This is a genomic window from Scandinavium sp., from assembly GCF_036271055.1.
Lineage (GTDB): Bacteria > Pseudomonadota > Gammaproteobacteria > Enterobacterales > Enterobacteriaceae > Scandinavium.
The window spans coordinates 1-23,469 of record NZ_DATBBJ010000027.1 but is presented as its reverse complement, the minus strand read 5'-3'; the positions used below and the strand labels follow the sequence as shown (position 1 = coordinate 23,469).

The window sequence follows — 23,469 nt, the reverse complement described above, 5'->3', positions numbered from 1 at the left end:
GCGATGCCTCTCCACGCCTGGCGCGTGGCTGAGGCGTTGTTCCTTGTCTCGTGATGCGTAGCTCACGGGACGTAAGTATTGGATAAACATTATCAAGGATGACATATGGATTTCAGCCATCAACAACAGATTCACTCCCATCATAAGGCTCCTGGCCTGCCTCGTTCTGTATGTCGTCATCTTCCGTACATCGCCGTTATTTTTGCTGAGTAAAACACTATGAATACAGTTTATCGTCTGGTCTGGAGCCACACGGCTAATGGTTTTGTCGCGGTGGCCGAGACCGCTCGCGCAGGTAAGAAAAAGAAAACGCGTGGGCGTTCGATGCTTCTGGCGACGGCTCTGGTCGCGGGTGCGCTGCCCGGCAGTGCATTGGCCGATGAGGTGGATTGGGCGGATGAATATCCGTCCTATCTGTTCGTGGATGATGGCAGTGTTGATTACGACAAGGTTATCAATACCGGAACCGCATTTAAAATTGATGGTGGCAGCGGAAGTGATGGCACAAGCCAGCATTTTGCGTCCGGCACGACGTTAGACATTACCGGCGCGATGCCGGTGGTGAATTCCGGCAATGGCCCAACCAGCCGTGGTGTCACAGCGGCGAGCGCATTGGGTGACTCATTTGGCGCAGACAAAGGTCGCCTGATTTCAGCTTTCGCCAAAGATGCGAACGGCAATCAGACTGCCATCACGCTTGAAAACATCGACCAGTTCACCTATTCGCCAAGTCCGGCTAACCCACAGCAAAATCAGGAAATGAATCTTGAAGTGCCGGGGCTGGAAGGTTCTTACCAGGTGATCAGTGTTTACGATTCCAGTACGTTCACCTCAGCTGAGGATCAGGCTGTCGGCAATATGCAGATGCCGGTTTATAACCCGGATACCGTGCATATCTATAACGAATTTGGTATTGCCAGTGTCAGCAGCGACGGCGGTACGGTCAATGTGGATATTGGCGCGAAGACTACTGATGCTACGCCGATTCATTCGCCAGAAAACGATCTGGAGTTAATGGCGAAAAACTCCATTCTGATTAAGACCGATGGGACGGGTTCTGCTCAGAGTGATGCCAACTGGAAGTCCGATAACTATATTCATTTTATTCCCGCGCCCGTTATCTCCAACGATATTCAGAGTATTTCGGCTCAAAGTACGAAGTTTGATTTCACGGTTAAAATCCCACAGTACATGCAACTGGGAACCGGGAATATCATTGGTCTCGCACCAAAAGAGTTTCATATCACGTCATCCGAGGATATCGCCGACGTCAACGACTTCTTACTCGGTCAAGGGGACTACGCGGGTCAACCGCAGATGCAGTTCTGGCTGACCAAAGGGGTGGAAGTGCGCGGCGAAGTGATTGACTCCGCTAAAGAAGTGCAGGCGATTTACAACCTCATCATTTCAGAGATGATGGCGCAAAAAGAAACCACCACCATTGATTTCAGCTGGCATGTCTGGGAAGACATGGGCGCGCATACCAACAATGCGACGCTGGGTACGGGCGATCTGAATGTGATTTATGCCACTGGCGCGAAGGCTACTGGAACTGTCACCAGCGAAGGCAGCCTTGCTGTTGATGGAGCATCAGCAGTGATGCGCGGCGATCGAGGTGCGCTGCTGACTAACGACGGGGCAATCAACGCCTGGCGCAGCAGCGGTGGCAGCCCAACGCCCGTTGGTATGCGGGTCACTGACAGCACCGCGATTAACAACGGAACCCTGAATGCCGGTCTGTTCATCGAGAAAGACGGCACCAACCAGAATGTTAACAACGCAGGAAGCATTGCGATTAAAGGGGATGGCAACAGCACCATCACCAATAACGGTCATATCAACGTAGCCATTACCGATGGTTCGACGCACAACGCTTCCGGCATTGTGGCCAGCGATACCACCAACGTAGTTAACGAATCAGGTGCTACGATTGCTCTGACCGGCAACACGCACAATACCGATGGTCGCGCCGGGGGCTATGCGGTTGAACTGAGCGATGCCGCGACTTTTACCAACAAAGGCGATATCTATATCGGTACAACACCGGTTACAGATTCTTCTACGGCATCAGCGACCAATTTGGTGGGCAGCGGCGACTTAACTGCAGGGATCTACACCTCAGGGACGGGTGATATCACTAATACGGGTACAATTTCACTGCTCGAAAATACCCGTAATGCAGCAGGCATACTGATTGACGGTGGCACCGGAACCGTAACCAACGATGGCACCATTAATGTGCTTGGCAAATTAACGGCGGGGGCTGCTGCGGGTAACTATGGGCTGTATGTCAAAGACAGTGCAGACCATGTGACCAATAACGGCGATATTAACGTTGATGGCGATAACAACATTGCTATCAACGTTCAGGCTTACAGCACCGATGCGTCGATGACATCGAATGACACCAGCAACATCACGGTCGGGACAACAGGCGATCAGGGTGGCAGCGATAACAATCCTTATACCTATCGTAATTACGCTGTGTATGCCGAAGGTCTGAAGAATAATTATGCCAATGTGGATCTCGACTCCACCGTACGCCTGTTGTCGGCCGGGGCGATTGGCGTGCATGCACGTGGCAACGCCACCATTAATATCGGTGATGACGCCTCCCTGAGTTTTGAAAACTCCCAACAGATTGGCTACTACGCTTGGGGCGAAAATGCCCGAATTAACGTCAGCAATGCCGATATTACTGATAGCGCTCAAACCGATTCCATTCTTTTCGTCGTCGATCATGGCGCGGAATTTAATGGCGATAACGGCAGCGGAACGGCATACAACCTGACGGTTGATGGTGCAGGTTCCATCGGCGTAATGGCGAATGGTATTAACGACCAAAACGACGGTAACGCAGCCAACGATAAAAAGTCGTCAATGACCACGGGCAACGCAAAAATTACCGTCAGCGGTGATGGCGCGATGGGCGTTAAAGTGACGGGTGGTGCGGCAGGAACCATTAACGACGGTGCAATTGTACTGGCAGGGGATAACACCACTGCCGTCTCTGTTGATGGTCGTACTTTTGTCATTGATGGCAGCAACGACGGTACTCCGGTTGCGACGCATGTCGATTCCAGTGCAAAAATTGGCTCTGCAGCTGGACAGACAGGGATCACCGGTTACGACGTCGGCTATTCCGGTGATATCGCGCTGAATGGAAATGCGGATATTGATTTGCAGGGTGACGAGAGTACCGGTATTCGTCTGCACGATAACGGGTCGGCGAATGTTCAATCTGGGGTTACGCTTGCGGGCTCTCACAATATCGGCGTCGATATTCAGAATGGCGGTACGCTGGATATTACTGGCAACATCACCAATAACGGTGGCACCAACAATACCGGCATCAATATTAACAACGGCGGTACGGTAAACACCTCCGGCGCGATGGTTGTCAACGGTGATACAGGTAACGTTGGCATCAATATTAAGAATGGCGGTACGGTGACCAATTCCGGCAATATATTGGTTAGCGGAAACACCAATAACACCGGGATCAACATCGATACCGGCGGCACAGTCACTAACTCTGGTGATATCACTGTTGATGCCGATGCGGACAGTATTGGCGTAGATATCCACGACGGCGGCACATTCAGCAATACGAAATCAATTACTATCAATGGTGCAGACGACAGCGGCAACATTGGTCTGCGCATTCAAGGCGCTGGGGCCACGGTTACTCAGTTGGGTTCCGTCACCGCAAACGGCGGTTTGGCTGCAGTACAACTGACTGGTAACAGTGCAACGCTAGCGATTCAGGGCAGCGACAATCATATCACCGCAGGTGGTAGTGCAGATGGCGTACTGATCGACAGTATTGGTGCATCGTCCTTTAGCGCCAGCAACACCGTAATTGACGTTGAGGGCAGCGGGGCAGGTATTAACAATAACGCCGATTCCAGCAACGTTAATCTGAACAATGTCACCATCAACGCAGCCGATGGTCCGGCCATTCGCACCGCAAAAACCTTCAACGCAGAAGGGAATGGCAACGTGCTGAACGTTGACGGAAGCGGTATCGGTTTTGCCTTTATGGATGCCAATGGCGGCATGACCGGCGGTAATTTGACGATTGGTCGCGGTTATACGATCAATGGCACAGGTGCGGGCAGTATCGGTATTATGGCGAAAACCGCCGGGGCAGTTAACTCCGGAACCAATATCACTATGAGTGAGGGGGCCAGAGCGGCGATCGATGCCGCGATGGCGGGCTCTGTCAGCAACAGCGGAAACATTTCGTACGGCAGTGATGTCGGCAGCACCATTATCGCCAGCGCTGCAACGTCATTCAGCAATAGCGGTAACATTACCTCCGGCAATAACTTCGACAGTACGATCCTTGCTAACTCTGCGCTGACTTTCACCAACACTGGCAGCGTGATTTCTGACAGTACCAGTAACACCAGTGCGTTGATTGCCTTGAATAATAATGTGGGCAATCGCAGCATTAACAATACCGGCACGCTGTCTACTGCGAGTCAGAGCGCGATTCTGCTCGACGCGACAGGCACCACTAACAACACACTCACCAACTCGGGCAATCTGAACGCTGCCAGCGCTGATGCCATCGCCATTGCGATGGGCAGCGGCAATGATTCCGTGACGCATAACGGCGGTCAGATTATCGGGCAAATCAATCTGGCTGATGGCAACAACACCCTCAATCTGAAAGGCGGCACGCAAGCCGGTCTGATGACGATGGGCGACGGCAACGATGCAGTGTCGATTACCGGCGCGAACAGCACTGGCGATGTCCAGATGGGTAACGGAGCAGACAGCTTCACCTACACGGGTGGCAGCTACAACGGTAATGTCGATTTCACTGGTGGCGACGGTAACGACAGCGCGACATTCGGTGCGGTTAAACTTGATAATCTCGGCCATGTGCTCACCGAAAATGGCAGCAACAGCGCGCTGACCTTTAACAACACCACCGCAAAAATTGGCGATTTCAGCGCTGATGATCTGGCCAAAGGCACCAACGTTGGCAGCGGCTGGAGTTCACTGACTCTCGACGGCGCAAACACCGATATTACCGTTGTGGATGACCTGCTGCTTTCCGGCACACCAGAAATCAATGTTAACAATGGCGCGACGTTGCGCAGTGGTAACAGCGTTAAAGTTGGCGATGAAGCGACCATCCATAATTACGATATCGCCACGACCGGCAACAGCCTGATCTCCTTCGATGGCAGCAATTCACAGACTTATGCAGGCGTAATCAGCGGCTCCGGTGGAATGGAACGAATCGGCGGTGGCACGACGTATTTAGTCAAGGATAACACCTACACTGGCGACACGAATATTGGTAACGGAAGCACTCTGAGCCTGGGTGATGGCGGTATGACGGGTAGCTTGTCAGACGTCACCAATATTACCGATGACGGCGTACTTGCCGTGGATCGTGCAGCAGGTTCAGATGATGTTGCGCTTAACGGCGTGATTTCAGGCAGCGGTGCTTTCGTGCAAAACGGGGAAGGCACAACGCGTCTGGGCGGGAATAATACTTACGCCGGGACTACTACCGTTAACGGCGGTACGCTGCTGATAAATGGCGACCAGGTAGGGCACGGCACCACCACGGTTAACAACGGTGGACTCGGCGGTTACGGTACGATTGGCGGCGATGTTTGGTTTAAAGACAATGCCAGCACGGTATTAACGCCTGGCGATAACGGTGCAGGCACGTTGACCATCAACGGCGATTTGCATCTGAGTGAAGGCACCGACAGCCAATGGCAGCTTGGGCAGCACTATACGCCGGGTGGTTCGTTTAACGATCTGGTCATCGTAAAAGGCGATTTAACCCTGGATGGCGAAGTCAACGTGAAGCTAAGTGAAGACGGCAGCTTCCTTCCAGGGGTTTACCGTCTGATCAGCTACGACGGTAAGTTAACCGACAACACCATGGATATCGGGGTATTACCGCCTCATGACCCAGAATCAGCATACCGTATTCAGACCGATGTCGACGGCCAGGTGAACCTGGTGCTCAACTTCGTCAATCCAGCGCAAGAACTGCAATGGTGGGATGGCGATAATGCGGGGGCTCAGGACAACGGCAAGATCGACGGCGGCGACGGCGTATGGCGTTCGACCGAACTGACGCCGACCAATAACTGGACGAAATACGTCAACGGCGGTAACGCCCCTTGGGCACCGACGGCGTTTGCAATCTTTGCGGGTACAGCCGGTGAGGTCAATATCGATGGTTCCAGCGGACGAGTGATCGAGTCCGGGATGCAGTTCGCGGTCGATGGTTACAAATTCACTACTGATAGCGATTCATCACTCTACTTTATGGGGACGGTGACGCAGGAGTACCCGGCCCCGGTTCCTACCCCGGAAAACAACTGGACAGCCGAAGGCGAAACCGCCGCCGATACCTATCATGTTATCCGCGTTGGCCTCGGGAACTATATTCCGGGTGAAGAAATCACCGCCTCCATCGACGTCAACCTGCGTCAGGATGAGCTGGAGAGTCGTACTGTTCGCCTACTGAAAACCGACGATGGTCGTTTGATTCTCAACGGCGATAACCATATCACTGGCGGCATTGAAGTGTGGAGTGGCGCGCTTCAGGTCTCTAAAGACAGCAGCCTGGGCGACGCTGGAACCTCACTGACGCTGGCAAACGGCGCGGCCTTCCAGGCCGGAGCCGATATGACCTTTGATCGCAAAATGTTCCTTGATGGTGAGCGCCAAGGTACTGCCGTTCCTGATGGCCCGGATGCCAAATATGGCGGCACCCTGGATGTGTTCGGTCATACCTTAACGATGGGGAATCCGCTTACCCGCGCGAATGACAGTATCATCGGCGGCAACGGCCCACTGACCATTACCGACACCTCCGAAGGAACCGGTCTTGACGGTGATACCAGCGACGGCAACGGTGTGCTGGACATCAACACCCGCAACACCTATCAGGGCGATACCGGGATCTTCGGTAAGGACGGGAATGGCACATTAACCGTTAACGCGAATGTCACTGGCGCACTGGGCAATGCGGGATCCAACATTTATATCACTGATGATGCGACCCTGAGCTTCAACAACAGTGCGAGTACCGAGCAGCACAGGTTCCTTGCGGATGATGCCACAGTTAAATTCCAGGATAGTGCGCGTGCAGAAAGCAGCGTGATTGAACTTACCAATGGAAGCCTGGCTGAATTTAGTGGTAATAGTCAGGGCGGCAACAGCTATATCCTGACGGACAGCAATTCCGAACTGGCGTTGCGTGAGAACGCTGATGCAGGCAAGGCTGGCGTTGATAACTCAGGTTTAGTGACTTTCGCTGATGATGCACAAGCACGTAGCGCAATCATCAACAATAAAGCCGATGCACTTGTCGATCTCAGTGCTTCCAACGGTTATACCGCGATCGGTTCTCTCTCGGGCGCAGGCAATGTTGAACTGGGTGCCGCGACGCTTGAAGAAGGCGCGCTGGGTAACATCGACACTATCACTGGCCTCATCAGCGGTGACGGCGGCAATCTGGTGAAAACCGGGACTGGGTCGTTGATTCTGAGCGGCGATAACAGCTGGACCGGCACTACATCGGTTAAGCAGGGCTCACTGTTTATCAACGGTAATCAACAGGCTGCAACGGGTAATACTACCGTCGATGCTAACGCGACGCTCGGCGGGATGGGCGTGATCGGCGGTGATGTCCTTGTTGCCAACAATGGTCACATCACCGCAGGCGACAGCATGACGGGTGTCGGTGAGCTGACCATTAACGGCGACCTGACGCTGAATGACAATTCACAGATTGATTTCCAGTTGGGTCAGGCCTATCACCCAGGCGGCCTGATGAACGACGTCATATCCGTTAAAGGCGACCTGAATCTTGACGGCAAACTGAATATCACCGAAACCGATGGCGGTAATTTTGATGTCGGTATCTACCGCATCTTTAATTACGACGGTGAGCTAACTAATGGCTTGATGGACATTGGCGTCGCGCCAGAAGCGGCTGACGATCTGTATGTTCAAACGTCGATCGACAATCAGGTCAACCTGATCAACCGTACCGGTTATACCCTGCGTTTCTGGGATGGCGCGGGCGGTGACAAAGGCGAACTGAAAAATAACAGTCAGATGGACGGCGGCGACGGTATCTGGCAGAACAGCCACGGTAACGACAACTGGACCACCGATCAGACCGATCCGGATGGCAAAATCAATGCGCCATACAGCGATGGCTCATACGCAATCTTTGGCGGCGAAGCGGGTAACGTCACGGTCGATAACAGCCTCGGCGAAGTCTTTATGGGCGGCGCGCAATTCCTGGTTGATGGTTATGTTATCAACGATGGCGTATTGACCATTCACAACGCAGATACGCAGTTGCGCGTTGGTGATGGCTCAAGCGACGGAATCGACTACACCACCACCATTAACTCGGTGATTGCGGGTGAAGGTGGCTTGCGTAAAACCGATGCGGGTACGCTTGTCCTCAATGGCGACAACACCTACGCAGGCGGCACTGCGGTAAGCGGTGGTGTACTGCAAGTTTCCAGCGATAACAATTTGGGGGCCGCAGACAGCGCGATCACGCTGCGCGGGGGTGTGTTGCGCTATGCAGAAGCCTTCAATACTTCTCGCGAAGTGAAACTGGCGAACGGCGGCGGGGCGATTGATACCTATGGTCATGACATTTCGCTGCTCAACAAGGTGACGGGCGAAGGCGATCTGCATAAGTTTGGCGACGGGACACTGACGCTGACGCAGGACAGCACGTTTGCCGGAACCACCTGGATTGAGCAAGGTACGCTTGAATTGGGTAACGGCGGCACTGGCGGTAGCGTAACCGGCGATATTGTGGATGACAGCATGCTGGCCCTGAACCGCAGTGACAGCTTCACGTTGAATGGCGATATCTCAGGCGAAGGTCAGGTGTGGCAGAAAGGCACCGGCACGACGTCTCTGAATGGCGAAAACAGCTGGAGCGGCATTACGCTGGTGGAAAACGGTACGCTGAAAGCGGCATCCGAAAATAGCTTCAGCGCTGCATCAGACCACGTGGTGAGCATGAACGGTACGCTGGCGACAAGCGGCTACAACCAGGAAGTGGCTAACCTCAGCAACCAGGGAACCGTTAATCTGCGCGGCGATCAGATTGGTAACGCTCTGACAGTCCACGGTGATTATACCGGTCTGGACGGCACTATAGCCCTGAGCGCCCAACGCCAGAGCGTCGGTGTTTCTGACCGCCTGGTGATTGATGGCGGCGATGTCGCGGGTGTGACCTGGCTTGATATTGATGCCAGCCACCTAGGCGAGCCGACCGTTGGCGACGGCATTAAAGTCGTACAAGCAGAAAATGGTGCAACAACGACCGCGCAAACCTCGAAAGACGCCTTTACTCTCGGTGCTGACGCGGTAATGGCTGGCGCGTGGGAATACCAGTTGTTCGCAGGGGATGCTCAGGGGCAGGGTGAGGACTGGTATCTGCGTGCGGGTTACCGTCCGGATGTGCCTGGTTTTGATTCCATCGCCACGACCATCCGTCAGGCTGACCTCGCGGTACTCGGCACGTTGCATCTGCGTGTGGGCGATGAACTGGACGCAGGCAAAACGAAACCTGTGAACGATGAAGAACGCTTCTGGGCGCGCTATATCGTTAAGTCCGTCGATCAGAAACTGGATGATGCGACAGGTACGACCACCAGTGCGAACTACAACGGTATGCAGATGGGCTTTGACCTGTGGCATAACGAAAAATGGCGTGCCGGGTTCTATACCACCTTTATGGATACCGATGCGCAAATGAATGGCTTCACCGGCATGCGTGGCGGCGCGGGTTACAACTCGACGTTCTCTACCTATCTCGGGGGCTACGCCACCTGGACCGATACCAACGGCCTTTACGTTGATAACGTGTTGCAGTACGGCTATCACTCGGCTGACCTGCGCAATTATGCGGACAACGAAACCACGCAACTGGATGGCAGCAGTTTTGCCGGTTCCGTTGAAGTGGGTAAACCATGGTATCTTGGTGACAGCAAATGGATGCTGGAACCGCAGGCGCAGCTGATTTATCAGTACAGTGATTTTGGTGCCGTCACCTTGAGCGACAGTGCGAAATCCCGTGTGAAGATTGACAGCGATGTGGCGTTGATCGGGCGTGTGGGTGGCCGACTGGCTGTGGATGTGAAAACCGATAATGGCAACATCCGACCGTATGCCCGTGTGAACTACTGGCAAGGGTTGACTGGTGGTCAGGACACCGTGACCTGGAGCAACAGCGCGAACGGTTCCAGCAAAACCGAAATGAAAACCAGCCAGGATTACAGTGCCGTAGAGGCCGGTTTGGGTGCGACATGGGAGTTTACGCCAGATGTTTCAGCGTATACCGAAGTGACCAAAACCTGGAGCACGGGCGGCAGCATCGAGATTGACGCAGATATGTCTGCCTCTTTAGGCATGAAAATCCGCTTCTAACCTCCCCGTAAATAGCAGCGGCCTGGCATCCGGGCTGCTGCTTTCCTCAAAACTGTGACAAGCTATCCTTAAAGCAAAAACCCAGAGCTGGTCTTTTCTCGGCTGAATAGTGAAGCAATACAGGATCGTAAAGCATGTCAAAATGGCAATGGCTGTTTAATCAGCTCACACGTCAGTTATGGTTTCGCATTAGTTTATTCGCGGTGCTGGCCGTGCTCTCCGCATTAAGTTCAATCGCTCTGAAACCCTTCATTCCTGCAAGCGTCGGCGGGATTGTGGGAGCAGAAGCCGTCGATAATATTCTCAATATCCTGGCTTCCAGCATGCTGGCGGTAACGACATTCTCGCTGAGCATCATGGTGTCAGCGTACAGTTCGGCAAGTACGAGCGTCACACCTCGCGCCACACGGTTGATGATGGAAGATTCTGTCACCCAGAATGTACTGGCGACATTTATCGGCTCGTTTCTGTTCAGCCTCGTGGGGATTGTTGCACGCAGTATGGGCGCCTATGGCGAACAGGGGCGGGTGGTGCTGTTTATTACCACGCTGGTTGTTATCACGTTGATGATTATCATGCTGCTGCGTTGGATCCAGCATTTGTCATTGCTGGGCCGGGTAGGTGAGACAACCTTACGAGTGGAGGAAGCCACGCGCAGCGCATTAGAGAACAGGGTAAACGTGCCCTACATGGGCGGGAATCTATGGACGGCACCACCCAAAGACGCGCTTCCTCTCTATCCTGCGGAGATCGGCTATATCCAGAATATTGACGTGGCAATGCTCAATGAGTTCGCCGTGGATAAGGACGTTCAGCTCTATTTACCCTGCCAGATCGGCGCTTTTATCCATCCAGCGCAGGCGATTGTCTGGCTTACTCCCGCTCGTGATGACATTGAAACTTCCCCGATTCTCGATGCGATCACCATTCATGCGGAACGCTCGTTCGATCAGGACCCCCGTTTTGGGTTATCCGTCCTGGCAGAAATCGCCTCGCGTGCATTGTCGCCCGCGGTAAACGACCCAGGTACGGCAATTGATGTTACCGGGCGCGCGGTCAGGTTACTGGCTATATGCGGAGAGAAAAAAACAGATGGCGCAGAGGTGCTTTATCCTCAGGTCTTTGTGAAACCGCTGCTGACCGCAGATTTGTTTGACGATATCTTTAATCCTATCGCCCGAGATGGGGCCGCGCTTATTGAAGTGCAAATGCGTTTGGCGAAAAGTCTACAGGCTTTGGCGCAATTGAACCCGGAGGAGTTTGCAGCAGATGCACGGCGATATCTGGTCATAATCCTGGCGTGGGCCGAAACGAAAATGGAGTCGCCGCCGGACAGACAACGTATCACGACGTGGATCAAGGAGACGGGCTTACTGCGCTGACGAGACAGGAAACGCCCTAAGCTACAGATGCAAAAAAGCCTGACATCGCTGTCAGGCTTTTTTAATTCATGCTGCTTGTCGAATAATGAAGCATCAACAAACTAAAATATGGCTCCTCTGACTGGGATCGCCATAGCCATTAACTGGCTGATTGGTAAGCTAAACCTAAAAGTTGGGATTGTCAAGACCACCAGAATGACCACCAATTTTTTCCTGACTTTTCACTGCTGTATGCGAGTTATCAACGCTATCTCTGTTGCATACTCAGACAGGAGGCAAAGGGGTATACTGAGCCAATCTTGGATAACGTCCTCAAGATGACTACACAGCACAAGGGGCCAGATAAATAATGGAAGGTCAACTAATTTTCTGCTCGGACTCAATACTACGCTTTCGCTCTGATTACGATCAGACAACAGCACTTCCGTTGCTATCAATCCAGAAAACTATTTCAAATACGGATCCCTTTTTTCTTCTCAGGTTCTTTCGTCATACCGTGTTGATTGAAGAAAGAACAACGCTGGCGAATATCTTTTTTGCCATCGAGCCGTGGAAGGAACTGCTAACCGCTTATTTGGATCGGGATGTCGGAGCGTACATTGACGAAATAAGAAAACCATCCCAACCCACTACATGGGATCTTGAGTGGATTGGCATTGATCGCCGAAACTCTGTTTACCGCGCATATCAGCATCAGGATATGAGAGACGGTGAGGATTTTACAGCCTGGCTCAATCGTGAGCGGATCCCCATTGGCGAATTTGATATTGAAAGTAGCTGCGATGCTTCCGGTTTTATCAAAGGTGATAAAGAACGCTGGAGCCTCAGCGAAAATGTCCACGAAATTAAAAATCTGCCAGTGATCCTTTACAACAAACAAACGCTGATGACCTTACAGAAGGATGAGTTGCTAAGAGAAAGTGCCTCCGGGGTAAATAATATCGATCGTGGTCGTTTTGTTTATGGAGAAACATCTTTTTCCTTCTATGAAGTAATGGAAGCGATCTTCATTAGCGGGTTGTTTTTCCATTCACCTTTAGTTGCTGAAAGCAGTTATGAAGAGTTAAAAAATAGTTTTTCTGGACTGGAAAATGAGGTGTCGAAGGAGACTGAGCCTAATCTCGCTGACGGTGAAGAAGAAAAACCACTAAAAATAGAAGTTGCCGATGGAGCCTTTGATTCCCTGATTAGTCACATGGAGTCTGAAACTGAAAACTGGCAGCTTATCAAGAAACAGTGCCAAAAAGAGGGCTCTTTGCCCGTCAGGATTGGGGTTATTACACCGGCAAAGCCGCCGGAATTGCGCTTGTGTGGAGAGATTTACCGGGATAGCGGTGAAGCTTAAGTTGTTGTCGATTTCTACAGTGGTTTTGAGGTGAAGGCTGAATTTATGTCACTGTTTCAGCAAGAAAAAAGGATCTCTAGCTATTAATCTGATATAACAGCATAGATAATGAACGAGAAAAGCCGAGGTGAGCTTTATCATGGACAATGTCGCACCTACACCACAGCAGTTTACTAGCCCACTAAGCTGCATACTGTTAAAAATCAGTAAACACCAGCCGAATTTGCATCTTACTCCTAATGAGTTTAGCTACCTGGCGGCGATGGCGATGTGGGGTATGGAGGAGTCCGATGTCGAATCGAATAGTGAGCATCACTTTGTACAATCCGGCTACGATGAAACGACATGTCACAGCATCATCCGTTATGTTGATGAAAGAATAAATGAAGATCCTAATACCTCTGATGTTCGGGTTAATAACTTTCTGAAACGAGCGCTGGAACAAGGATTGTTGTCACTGGCCGGAATGTCGGTCGCAGACGTGGGTGGAACATATCGTCTGACTCAGTTGGCACATGATTTGTTAAAACCTTTCCAACAATCTGATGAATTAGAGGATAAAGAAACATTAAGCCAACGTTATCTGAGAATTGATCAGGAACTGTCCAGTTTAAATGCCGCCAGCGAACGAGAAAAAAATACTGATAGTGAATGGTTGACGAAGGTAGAACTTTTTTTACCGAGCTTGAAGGATCTTCTGACGGGCGTTTTTAAAAATCAGGAATTCCTCATCTCTAAATTTCATTCAATGCGCTCCGAGATACAAACCGAATTTGGTATTTCTCTGGAAACAGAAATTCAGCAACTTCTGGAAATAATAGGTACGCTGGCTGGTCAGATCAACGATTTGAGAATGTTAGTAATGAACCGTGCCGATGCGGTATTAATGCAACTGGAAATTTTGCAAAATACAGTCGTACAAAAAGGTGGAGCTCAGCGATTAAAAAATACATTATCCTCTTTGTTTGGTTCATTAATAGATGTTCGGGAATTCGCTAATCATTCCTTAAGGGACTTATCCGGATTCTTTAGCAGCGTGCTGGACCGTATACGCATCCGTATCGCGTTAGATCCCAATGCTAATCTGGGGTATTTAATCGATCGTACTATCGAGTTGTTTGGTCGGTCATCATGGTCGTTAGCATTACCTTCGACCGTTAAGCTAATGCAATTACGTGAATGGGACACTCCGCCGCCTCCGGCGGATAATACGTTGTTCCTAGATGATAATGATGATGACGAATTGGTGCGGGAGATGCCTGCGTTTCAGTTAGAGAGTTTCGCAAGGGAGTTTGTTGAAAAGGCATTAAGTGATAATAAGCCGGTGAGTAACGTTTCTGTTATCAGAAATATTTTAAGTAAATTCCCATTCAATGAAACGGACCGCTTTCGCCTGGCACAGTGCACAATAAAAGAACTGATGAAACAGAGTGACAATATTCAGGATGATATCTCCCCGGAATGGGTTTTAATGGATGAGTCAGCAAATTACGAAATCGAAGAGCAATGGCTAATTTCACAAGGTGATCTCAATGACTGAGCATGAATCTACACAGGGTGATCAATTTAATACATTTTTGGATGTGATGAAATCACCTCTATTCCCCGTTGTGGATTATAAATTACGTAGAGGGATTAACATATTACCTGTGGATTATATGCTGTATTCATTTGTTAATCAGGCATTTAGTCCGCTTAGTGAATATTACGACTGCTTGTCTTTATCTTTATGTTTTTCCAATGAATCTGTTTATTACTTACTACCTCAGCGCCGTGGAAAAATACCCTTAGAACGATTTAATGAGTTGCAGATGGTCACTGGTTTGATTATTGTTGCAATGGAACTCGAAAAACAGCTTAGCCAAAAAGAGTGGTTCACAACGAATCAACTACTGGAGCGAATGAGTAATCAATTATCTGAAACCAGACTGCTGGAGTTATTTCGTCGTCGTCCAGGCCAACAGACCCAATACGATTTGTCTAAAATCCAGGATGAAATCAGAAAGGCGCTCATAGTATTCGATCGCTATGCTTTTATTCAACTCTCTAAGGATCGGCAATCCTTCCAGACAACACCCGCAATCTATCGTTTTATTGAACCGCTGCGAGGATTACAGCAAGAGTCAGAAATACCCCAACGCCTGGCTGAACTGATTCAGGAGGGTTATCTGGTCAATATTGATGAGGCATCGCGGGATAGTGTAGATGAAGATTTGGCAGAGAGCGATCGTTTCTCTGCCGAAGAAGAAATGGATGCAACGGGTGATTTATTTGCTTCCGGGACTCATGAAGGGGAACAATCGTGAACCACTACCCTCTGATACGTAGCCTTAGTATTGTCAACATTAATGGCATTATGGCCCGAACGTTAAATCTGGTGAATCCTCACGGATTGCGTAAATCGCGGCAGTATGGCGGTACCGTTTCATTGTTGGGCAATAATGGTGCGGGAAAAACGTCTTTGTTGGGCGCGTTTATGTTCAGCCAGATCCCTGATATTCGCTACATTAGCTTAGGGACAAAGGATGATTTCAAAGTTTCAACATCAATAAAAGACAGCGAAATGTTTCCACGCTTAGGACAGCCCAGTATTGTTGCTCTGGAGATTGAAGCCCGGGGAACTGGTCAACGGCATCTGTATATTGTTAGGGCTGAAAAAAAGACAGGAACAACATTAGAAACCCAGCTATTTTGTTTGAAACTTCCCGATAGCGTTAACCCACTGGATTGTTTACTTGATCGTAAAGGACAAGTGGCTCACCCGGTAACGACAGAGCAGTTACGTGATAAAGCTGCACTGTTAGGATGCGCAATTCAGACATTTAAAGACCCAAATGCCTACATGTTGGCACTATTTCAGCATGGCATTTTACCTCGAGCCTGTCAGTCACCCGATGATAAATACCGTCTGGCCCAGATCCTTCATTCGGCAATGGCCGGGCGTCTGGATAAATCGATAGAAAAACATCTCAGCGCTTATTTAATGGCCCATACTCGCGGGAATATACATTCCGTAGTGAATATGGTGCATGAGTCCATGATTAAAGTCAGGCTTACACAGCAAGACCTGCAAAATTATCAAAAGGATTATCAATTTTTTAATTCATTACTTACGTGGAGCTTATCATTTTCAGCCAATACGTGGTCAGTTATTGAGAAAACTCTCGCGATGAATGATGAAGAGCGCACGACTATTCAGAGAGAAAAGTATCGGATTGAACGTGAGCTGGAAAAAATTGAAGAAACCCTGAGTACGCTGAGGCGTAAGGAAGACGCCATAAAATCGGAACAGTCTGTAACGCAACAGCAGATAAGCGATATTGAACCCCGACGGTTATGCGCTAATGGCGGTAGGATTTACTTTGATCAAGAGCAAAAAGCAATTGGTGAACTGAATAAACTTGAACCGCAGTTAGAGAGTGCAGAAGAAGCAAGTAAACTCCAGCAAGGTATTGTGGATGAGCTGGAAAGAAAAAAAAGTGAGAATGAAGAGAGCCAGCTACGCATAGCCAAACAGTTATATAATGTCGTGTCGCGTTATGACATTGCTCAGAAAATGGCATCGCAATATAACCATGCAAAACAGCTCTATGATGAGATTAACCAATGGAATATGACTTTTACGCTGTCTGGATTAAGCGCATTCATTGAACAGCTCGTGAAGCAGGAAAAAGAGGCGGAAAATGCCCTCAACCATGTGGAGCGCCAATTACGATCTCATCAGAATATCCTGGATGCTTATACTTTTGCCGCAAACAGCGCGCGAAAACTGGGGGATGATATCTCTCCTCCAGACGCTCAGCGCTGGTTTATGGAAAAATGTGGTCAACTGGAAAAATGGCGTATCGAAGACGCTCAACTGGGTGGGCGGCAACAGTATCAAAAGACGTTACAAAGCGATCATCAAAAACAGCGGCGTCTTCAGCAACGGCTTCGTGATGCAGGCATGTTATCGTTACCATTGAGCGATGAGGATTTTGCGCAACAACTGGCGATGCAACAAGAGCAAGAATTGCACTTAAATGAACAAAAGGAACAATTAGCGCAACGCCAGACTGAAGTAAAGGAACAAATTAAGCAGCTTGATATCGATATTGTACGCTATGAGCAACAGAGTCAGCAGTGGCACCAGTATCAGCCATCGGTTAGCTATTTACACACTATTTTTCCTGATGATAATTTAACGCCGCAACGCTGCGAACAACTTATTCTTGACCATGTGTTACATGTTAAATCACTTCGGCAGGTAGTCATTGGCTACGAAACGGAAATCAAACAATGCCAGGGGCGTCGTGACAAACTGAGTGGAAGAGAAGCCGGAAGTCTTGAGTATTTGCGGGCTCTTGCTGCTGACGTATCGGGAATATCGGTTGCTGAACTGTACGCAGATATCGAAGTACAGGACGCCGGATATTTTGAGGCGGCATTAGGACCGTTAATGTTTGCCATACTTGTCAATGGTGATGTCGATGATGCCGCCAGACAATTGCTTACACAATACGATGAGCAATGGCCACTTCCCGATATTTTGTTGATCAGTGTAACTCAGCCGATAGACGTTTTGCGCACCGGGTCGTTCGAGTCGGAATTACTTTTTAAAGATATCACCGACGAATATAACACGGTGGAAAGTATCCTCCCGCCTTGGTGTGTTATAGATGAACCGCGATACCGCCGCATCAGCCAGATACGTTCAGAGCCTGTGTTAGGTGATAAAGCCCGCGAGGCGCTTATCCTTCAATTAGACCAACAGATTCAACTGGCAGAAGAAAAGAGCGAGACGCTGGAACGTGAGATTGAAGACGTTGAACGCAACAACGAACATCTTAAGGCCGTTAGCGCAGCCCCCTCATTTATCTGGAGTGACGAACCGCCGCTGGAGGATGCACGCCGACAGCGCGGTCATCGTCTTACTGCTCTGACAGATATCTACGAAAAACATAGAAGCGTGTCCAGTCAGTGGAAAAAAAATTGGGATCTCTTGCAGGCGCTACAGGAATGTGAGCCAGACAGTAAAATCCTGTTTCGGGATTATCCTCAGGAGCTGGCCGAGATTGCTGATCAGATAAAGCGGGCTGAAGCTGCCGGGCGTGATATCAAACGCTATCAGTCGTTAATTAATCAGATAGAAAAAGAGTATCCATTGCTACGGGAAGAATACCCGGAGAATATAGCGCAAATACGTCAGCAGGTTGAGCAGAATGAGAAAACCTGGCAAACCTCCGCAATGCGCGTTCGACTGGTGAAACAGTTAGACAGTGTGCGTGCTCACCTTAACCCGGAATATGTTAATGCTCAGAAAATACTGGAAGATGAAGCACAAGCGCAAATCCTCTTGTCAGGCGATCAAAAGCGGCTGGAACAGGAAGGCGACTGGATTAAACAAGAACTCACAAATGCAAAAAAAGAGTTAGCTAAAACAGATAAGTTTTATTTAGATATAACATCCGCGATTACTCGCCACCGCCAGAATCGTGATGATGCAAAAAATGACCTGGATAATTTGCCATTTCCTTACACATTTGGCCTGGAAACTAATCTTGCCTCACAACTGGCGCATTTACAGGACAAACTTGAAAAACTGAATAACAATTTAAGAGAGTACAATACAAAAACGTCTGAGACGCATCAGCAACGCTCAAAAGAAGAATTAAACCTGACAAATCAAAATAACAAACTCACTACCTTGACAGAAGAAATTGAACAGATAACTCAGCAACGCAACGGAATTATAAGTGCATTAAAAGCCGATGGCTCTTATGGAGAGCTGGAACCTGAAATGCGCGAAATGATGATAAATGGCAAAGCGCCATCACCAGGAGCGCTTTTGCTGGTCAATCAGCCATTACTGACTCAACTGACCCGGTTAACTATTGGATATTCTATTTCTTCAGCCGACCCCTTCATGCAGCAATTAGCGTCCTGCGGTCAGGATACATCTGATATCGCTGAAGTCTGTGCCACGCTTTATAGCCGCGCAGTGGCGCTGTTTCGCCGACGTGCCCGTCAGGATATCCAGCGCACCACGCAACCTCGGGAAATGTTGCAGGCCTTGTCTCAGGTGGCTAAAGACGCACAGAGGATGCTGGCGGAAACCGAAGCTGCGTTCCAGATGCGCCGAGATGAACTGGCCGACGCGCTATCGCGCCGGATCAACGATGAAAAAAGGGCGATAAGCCGGTTAAGCGCTGAACTTACCGGAATTGGCTTTGGGCAGGTTGCCAGTGTGCGTCTTGAGGCCAGGACGGTTAAACATTTTCAGGATACCCTGAACGCGCTTAAATCAGGTGGTTATGGCATGGATGATCTCTTTTCCACGGCAGGAACCGTTACCGAAGCGTTGGCGGGCCTGTATAAAAAGATCAATCAACATGAAATTGATGGTTCACATTTGCTGGATCACCGTAACTACCTGGATGTAAAAACGCTAATACAGCGTTGCGGTGCAGAGCAATTTGAACCACTGAACGCTTCCAGCCTGTCAACCGGGGAACGAATCGGCTCCGGGCTGGCAGTGCTGATTGCCGTGCTCAGGCACTGGGGACGCAGTTCTCATGGCAATAAAGAGCCTTTCACTTTGCCGCTGGTGATGGACGAGGTTTCCCGTCTGGATGCCGCCTCTCAGGCGACAGTCCACGAACTGGCAGTAAGAACTGGGTGCCAGATGTTGGTTGCGGCCCCGGAAACGTTAGGGAAAATTACCGGAACTGGCTACCAGTTGGTGCGCATAGTCAGAACTGAGAACACGGGAGACAACGGGCAAACTGTTACGCGTCATCAGGTGAAAATTACCGGTGTCCGCGACGCCCGGCAGTTGCCGTTTGACGTTGATAGCTATCTGGCTACAGCAGAGAATGCTGAAAGTGACGAGGTGAAAACAATTTAATGTATAATGAATTGTTTCAGTTAGGTTTCCCGGTCAGTGAGCTTGGCGATATTCTTCAGCAACTGAAAGAACGGCAAATGATGTTCGAAAATGCTAAGGAAAAGTCGCTACGAAATTATCTGGCTGAGCTGGGTATTATCATCCCTTCCACGCGCAATCGCTGGCGGCTGGTGGAAAGTGAACGCCTGGAAATTCTACTCGCGCAGGTACAGCAACAGATACAACAACAGATCATTGGCAGGAAAGAGCATCGTCCGGCTATCCCTCGCCGAATGCAGAGGATCCATCATAAATCAGCGTCGGCATGGCGAGGTAACAGTAAAGCAGGTCTGAGCCACCCCTTAGTCAAAGGGCAGGCCGTTACCTATGATGATGTCTTACGGTTTCGTAGTCAGGGGACGGAGCTGCGGTTAACGTTTACCTGCAATAACAGGGAAAACGTTTTGTTTGCCGATGATGAGAGTCGATGGCGTTCGGAATGTTGTCTGCCAGAACGAATGCTACTTGATTTACTCTCTGTGGACATGTCATCGGCGCAATTGATCATGACCGTCGAAAATTTAGGTGCTTATGTTGATATGCCGCTTGTCGATGGTTTGATACTGATTTTTGCTCCCGGCCTGAATTATCAACCCGCCTGCCGGTGGATTTCGCAATACGGGCAGGATATACCTTGGGTACATTTTCCCGATCTCGATCCGAATGGTTTGACGATCGCGCGACAACTATCTCACGCATTGGCCCGACCCTGCCGGATCTGGTTACCGGACTTTTGGCCGTCAGCACATAAGGTTAATGACATGATAGGGGCTGGAAAATATGCCTGGGATACCGCGCCGGATTGCCCTCAACTTACGCAATTAATGCAGGAACAGCGCTGGATTGAACAGGAGGTGCTGGTTGTGGATTACCGTTGTATTGCAGCGATACAGAGGTTGATGGGTAATCTGATGGCAGAAACGGTAATAATATAAGTTATGAGGCGATTTAGCAGAACGGCGCTTTCCTGTATCCTAAGAAAAATGCTTTAATTGTTAAGCTTATTTATTGATAATTTTATAAAAATCATCAAGTGCAGGGTGGATTATGGCTCGACCACTAAGAAAATTAACCAGAGAAGGTGTGGTTTATACTCGGCGAGAAATCGTTGAGGCTGAGATCAATGAACTTGAAAAGCTCAGTGATGATGATGTTGCAAGCAGAGGTGCTGTTTGGCCTAAAAACACCCCCGGTTTTATCTCGAGTGAAGCTTTACTTTATTTTGTACGAAATACAGGCAACGTTTCACTCCGTGAAACGTTGCTTAAAGCTTTGCTGGAAAGAATTCACCGGAACCTCCCTAAGCCCAATAGCCTGGATGGAAAAACAGCATCGATGAGCAGTATGGCGATCCGGGACAAAGTCCGTGATGATTTCATAGACCTGCTATTGATAGATCAAGCTGATTACGATGATCGGCTTGACTATTTTGAAATTAATTTTAATGGCGCGTTAGCTAGAGATCGAGTTGATGCGATAAGACAAGTTCAATCTAAAGAAAACCGAACTCAAGAGCTTGGTTATGAAGACGAAGAGATCTCGCCAGAGGTTGAAAGAGCGATAGAATCCTACGATCCCTTCGATGCACATGAACTTGACAAAGAAAATTACCGACGAAGGTTGGATGCCGCGATTAATGCTCTACCACCACTTCAACGGCGTATCGTTGAGATGTGGCGTCAAGAAGTACCCATTACCTCAAAAGATCCAAATGAAATGACAATCAGTAACGCATTAAAGAAGTCGGACAAAACCATTCGTACTCACCGCGATTATGCATTTGCAACATTGCGTAAACGCCTTGAAGAAAAGGAGAAGGTATGATGAAAAATCAGACTATTTCTCGTGCAGATGTGCTGAGAGATTTCTCAGTTGAATTCGACACAGGTAAAGATATTTTACTAAGGTATCTGATTGAATTCCCTGAATATGCGGAAGAATTGGTCGACCTTTCGCGCGAACTGGCTCGTGAAGTTGACGACGATATGCCTCTTACTGCGACTGATGTACTGAGTGTTGAATCGGCGATGGAGCGTTTTCGGACCGGTCTTACCCAGCAGATTGTACAAGTGAATATACCTCCACAGCGGTTCTCAGCCGCAGCAAAGCTACTTAACCTTCCAAAACAGGTTTTAATTGCTTTTGGCGGAAGAAGAGTTGATTTAGCCTCTATTCCCTTACACTTTCTTAGTAGCCTTGCGGAATCGCTACAGGTGACAACCGTGCAACTAAGGAATTTTTTAACACAACCACCGCAAGCGCCTGTTAGCCGAAGTTATAAATCGGATGTTAAGCCCACAGCATCGACCAGAACATCTTTCGAAAAGATTCTACGTGATGCACAAGTTTCTGAAGAGCGTATTCAAGAAATAATAAAGGGAGATGAATGACGTGGATGCCATCGAGATTGCGCGCCAGCGTGCTGAGCAACTACATTATGCTGCTATCAGCAGAGGTTTAGATCCCTGGAAGCCTTATGCTTTTGTTGTTGGTGAAGCTAATTCTCGTAGTATCGACGTAGAGAAATGTTTACAAGGTTCTGATGAGCTAAATGGTAGCCGTGCGTTTTTCGATAGTGCTTACCGGTTAATTACACATGAAGATTCTGGTTCATTGTTCGAGCAAGCATTTCTTGTTGCACACGAAATCGGGCATGTTGAGTTAGGCGACGATACGCAGGATGAATATGTCATCGATATCGACCCTGCGCGTACAGCAGAACCTACGCCATCGGGAATAGACCGTGTTGTAGATTATAGCCATCGTCAACGGCGCGAAGTTCAGATGGATCTTTTCGCCAGGGAGTTTCTGCTACCGCGTTCGGTTGTTAAAAAGTTACATCTTGAATGTGGTATGAGCTGTAGTGATATATCCAGCAAACTCGGTGCACCTTTCGATGTTGTCGCCCAACAGATGCTTGATGCAATGCTACTTCCAATGGTTGAGCATAAACCACGCCAGCCCGAACCAGATATGTCGCTTAATGACAAGCAAATTGAAGCGGTTAGGCATAGAGGGAAAGCTTTCTTGCTCCAGGCGGGGCCGGGTACAGGCAAAACGCGAACCCTCGTAGCGAGAGTGGAAAGTCTGTTTAATGATGGAATTGATCCACGACGCATACTCCTGTTGACTTTCTCTAATAAAGCAGCTGCAGAGATGTCTGAGCGTATCGCCCGGAAACAACCACATGCGGCAGCGGCACTCTGGGTGGGGACTTTTCATGAGACTGTAATTAAAATTGTGTAATTGCCTGTTTTTGATATGTTCACTCCACTCACGGAGACAGGCAAATTATGGACGAAAAGAAACTTAAAGCTCTTGCGGCTGAACTGGCTAAAGGCATTAAAACCGAAGCCGATCTC

General features: G+C 49.3%; 10 protein-coding genes. All 10 read left to right on the top strand.

The genetic code is table 11. The annotated features are described in order from the left end of the window. Positions 1–219: 219 nt before the first annotated feature. Positions 220–10,455 carry an autotransporter-associated beta strand repeat-containing protein gene (locus VH187_RS03045; RefSeq protein WP_329700009.1) on the top strand — a complete coding sequence of 3,412 codons (10,236 nt, stop codon included), beginning with the start codon at positions 220–222 and terminating at the stop codon, positions 10,453–10,455. Between the two features lie 134 nt (positions 10,456–10,589). After that, positions 10,590–11,837 (top strand): DUF2254 domain-containing protein, encoded by a 1,248-nt coding sequence (locus VH187_RS03040; protein WP_329700008.1) that lies wholly within the window; start codon positions 10,590–10,592, stop codon positions 11,835–11,837. Positions 11,838–12,186: 349 nt separating this feature from the next. Continuing rightward, positions 12,187–13,182 (top strand): hypothetical protein, encoded by a 996-nt coding sequence (locus VH187_RS03035; RefSeq protein ID WP_329700007.1) that lies wholly within the window; start codon positions 12,187–12,189, stop codon positions 13,180–13,182. Positions 13,183–13,321: 139 nt separating this feature from the next. Continuing rightward, on the top strand, positions 13,322–14,722 hold the full coding sequence (locus VH187_RS03030) for a hypothetical protein (protein WP_329700006.1): 1,401 nt from the start codon (positions 13,322–13,324) through the stop codon (positions 14,720–14,722). Beyond that, on the top strand, positions 14,715–15,488 hold the full coding sequence (locus tag VH187_RS03025) for a chromosome partition protein MukE (protein WP_329700005.1): 774 nt from the start codon (positions 14,715–14,717) through the stop codon (positions 15,486–15,488). Before VH187_RS03030 ends, VH187_RS03025 begins: the two co-directional genes overlap by 8 nt. Continuing rightward, positions 15,485–20,068 (top strand): chromosome partition protein MukB, encoded by a 4,584-nt coding sequence (gene mukB / locus VH187_RS03020; protein ID WP_329700004.1) that lies wholly within the window; start codon positions 15,485–15,487, stop codon positions 20,066–20,068. Before VH187_RS03025 ends, mukB begins: the two co-directional genes overlap by 4 nt. Beyond that, on the top strand, positions 20,068–21,042 hold the full coding sequence (locus VH187_RS03015; protein WP_329700003.1) for a Wadjet anti-phage system protein JetD domain-containing protein: 975 nt from the start codon (positions 20,068–20,070) through the stop codon (positions 21,040–21,042). The genes mukB and VH187_RS03015 overlap by 1 nt, the downstream gene beginning before the upstream one ends. Before the next feature lie 112 nt (positions 21,043–21,154). Further along, positions 21,155–21,931, top strand: a complete 777-nt coding sequence (locus VH187_RS03010) for an RNA polymerase sigma factor (protein ID WP_329700002.1) — start codon at positions 21,155–21,157, stop codon at positions 21,929–21,931. Then, positions 21,928–22,497, top strand: coding sequence for a hypothetical protein (locus VH187_RS03005; RefSeq protein ID WP_329700001.1), 570 nt, complete (start codon positions 21,928–21,930; stop codon positions 22,495–22,497). Before VH187_RS03010 ends, VH187_RS03005 begins: the two co-directional genes overlap by 4 nt. A gap of 1 nt (position 22,498) precedes the next feature. Next, on the top strand, positions 22,499–23,353 hold the full coding sequence (locus VH187_RS03000) for an ImmA/IrrE family metallo-endopeptidase (RefSeq protein ID WP_329700000.1): 855 nt from the start codon (positions 22,499–22,501) through the stop codon (positions 23,351–23,353). The last annotated feature ends 116 nt before the right edge of the window (positions 23,354–23,469 follow it).

Coding starts and splice junctions, on each gene's coding strand:
- VH187_RS03030 (WP_329700006.1), top strand. CDS start 13,322: ATGGACAATGTCGCACCTACACCACAGCAGTTTACTAGCCCACTAAGC.
- VH187_RS03015 (WP_329700003.1), top strand. CDS start 20,068: ATGTATAATGAATTGTTTCAGTTAGGTTTCCCGGTCAGTGAGCTTGGC.
- VH187_RS03040 (WP_329700008.1), top strand. CDS start 10,590: ATGTCAAAATGGCAATGGCTGTTTAATCAGCTCACACGTCAGTTATGG.
- VH187_RS03025 (WP_329700005.1), top strand. CDS start 14,715: ATGACTGAGCATGAATCTACACAGGGTGATCAATTTAATACATTTTTG.
- VH187_RS03005 (WP_329700001.1), top strand. CDS start 21,928: ATGATGAAAAATCAGACTATTTCTCGTGCAGATGTGCTGAGAGATTTC.
- VH187_RS03035 (WP_329700007.1), top strand. CDS start 12,187: ATGGAAGGTCAACTAATTTTCTGCTCGGACTCAATACTACGCTTTCGC.
- VH187_RS03010 (WP_329700002.1), top strand. CDS start 21,155: ATGGCTCGACCACTAAGAAAATTAACCAGAGAAGGTGTGGTTTATACT.
- VH187_RS03045 (WP_329700009.1), top strand. CDS start 220: ATGAATACAGTTTATCGTCTGGTCTGGAGCCACACGGCTAATGGTTTT.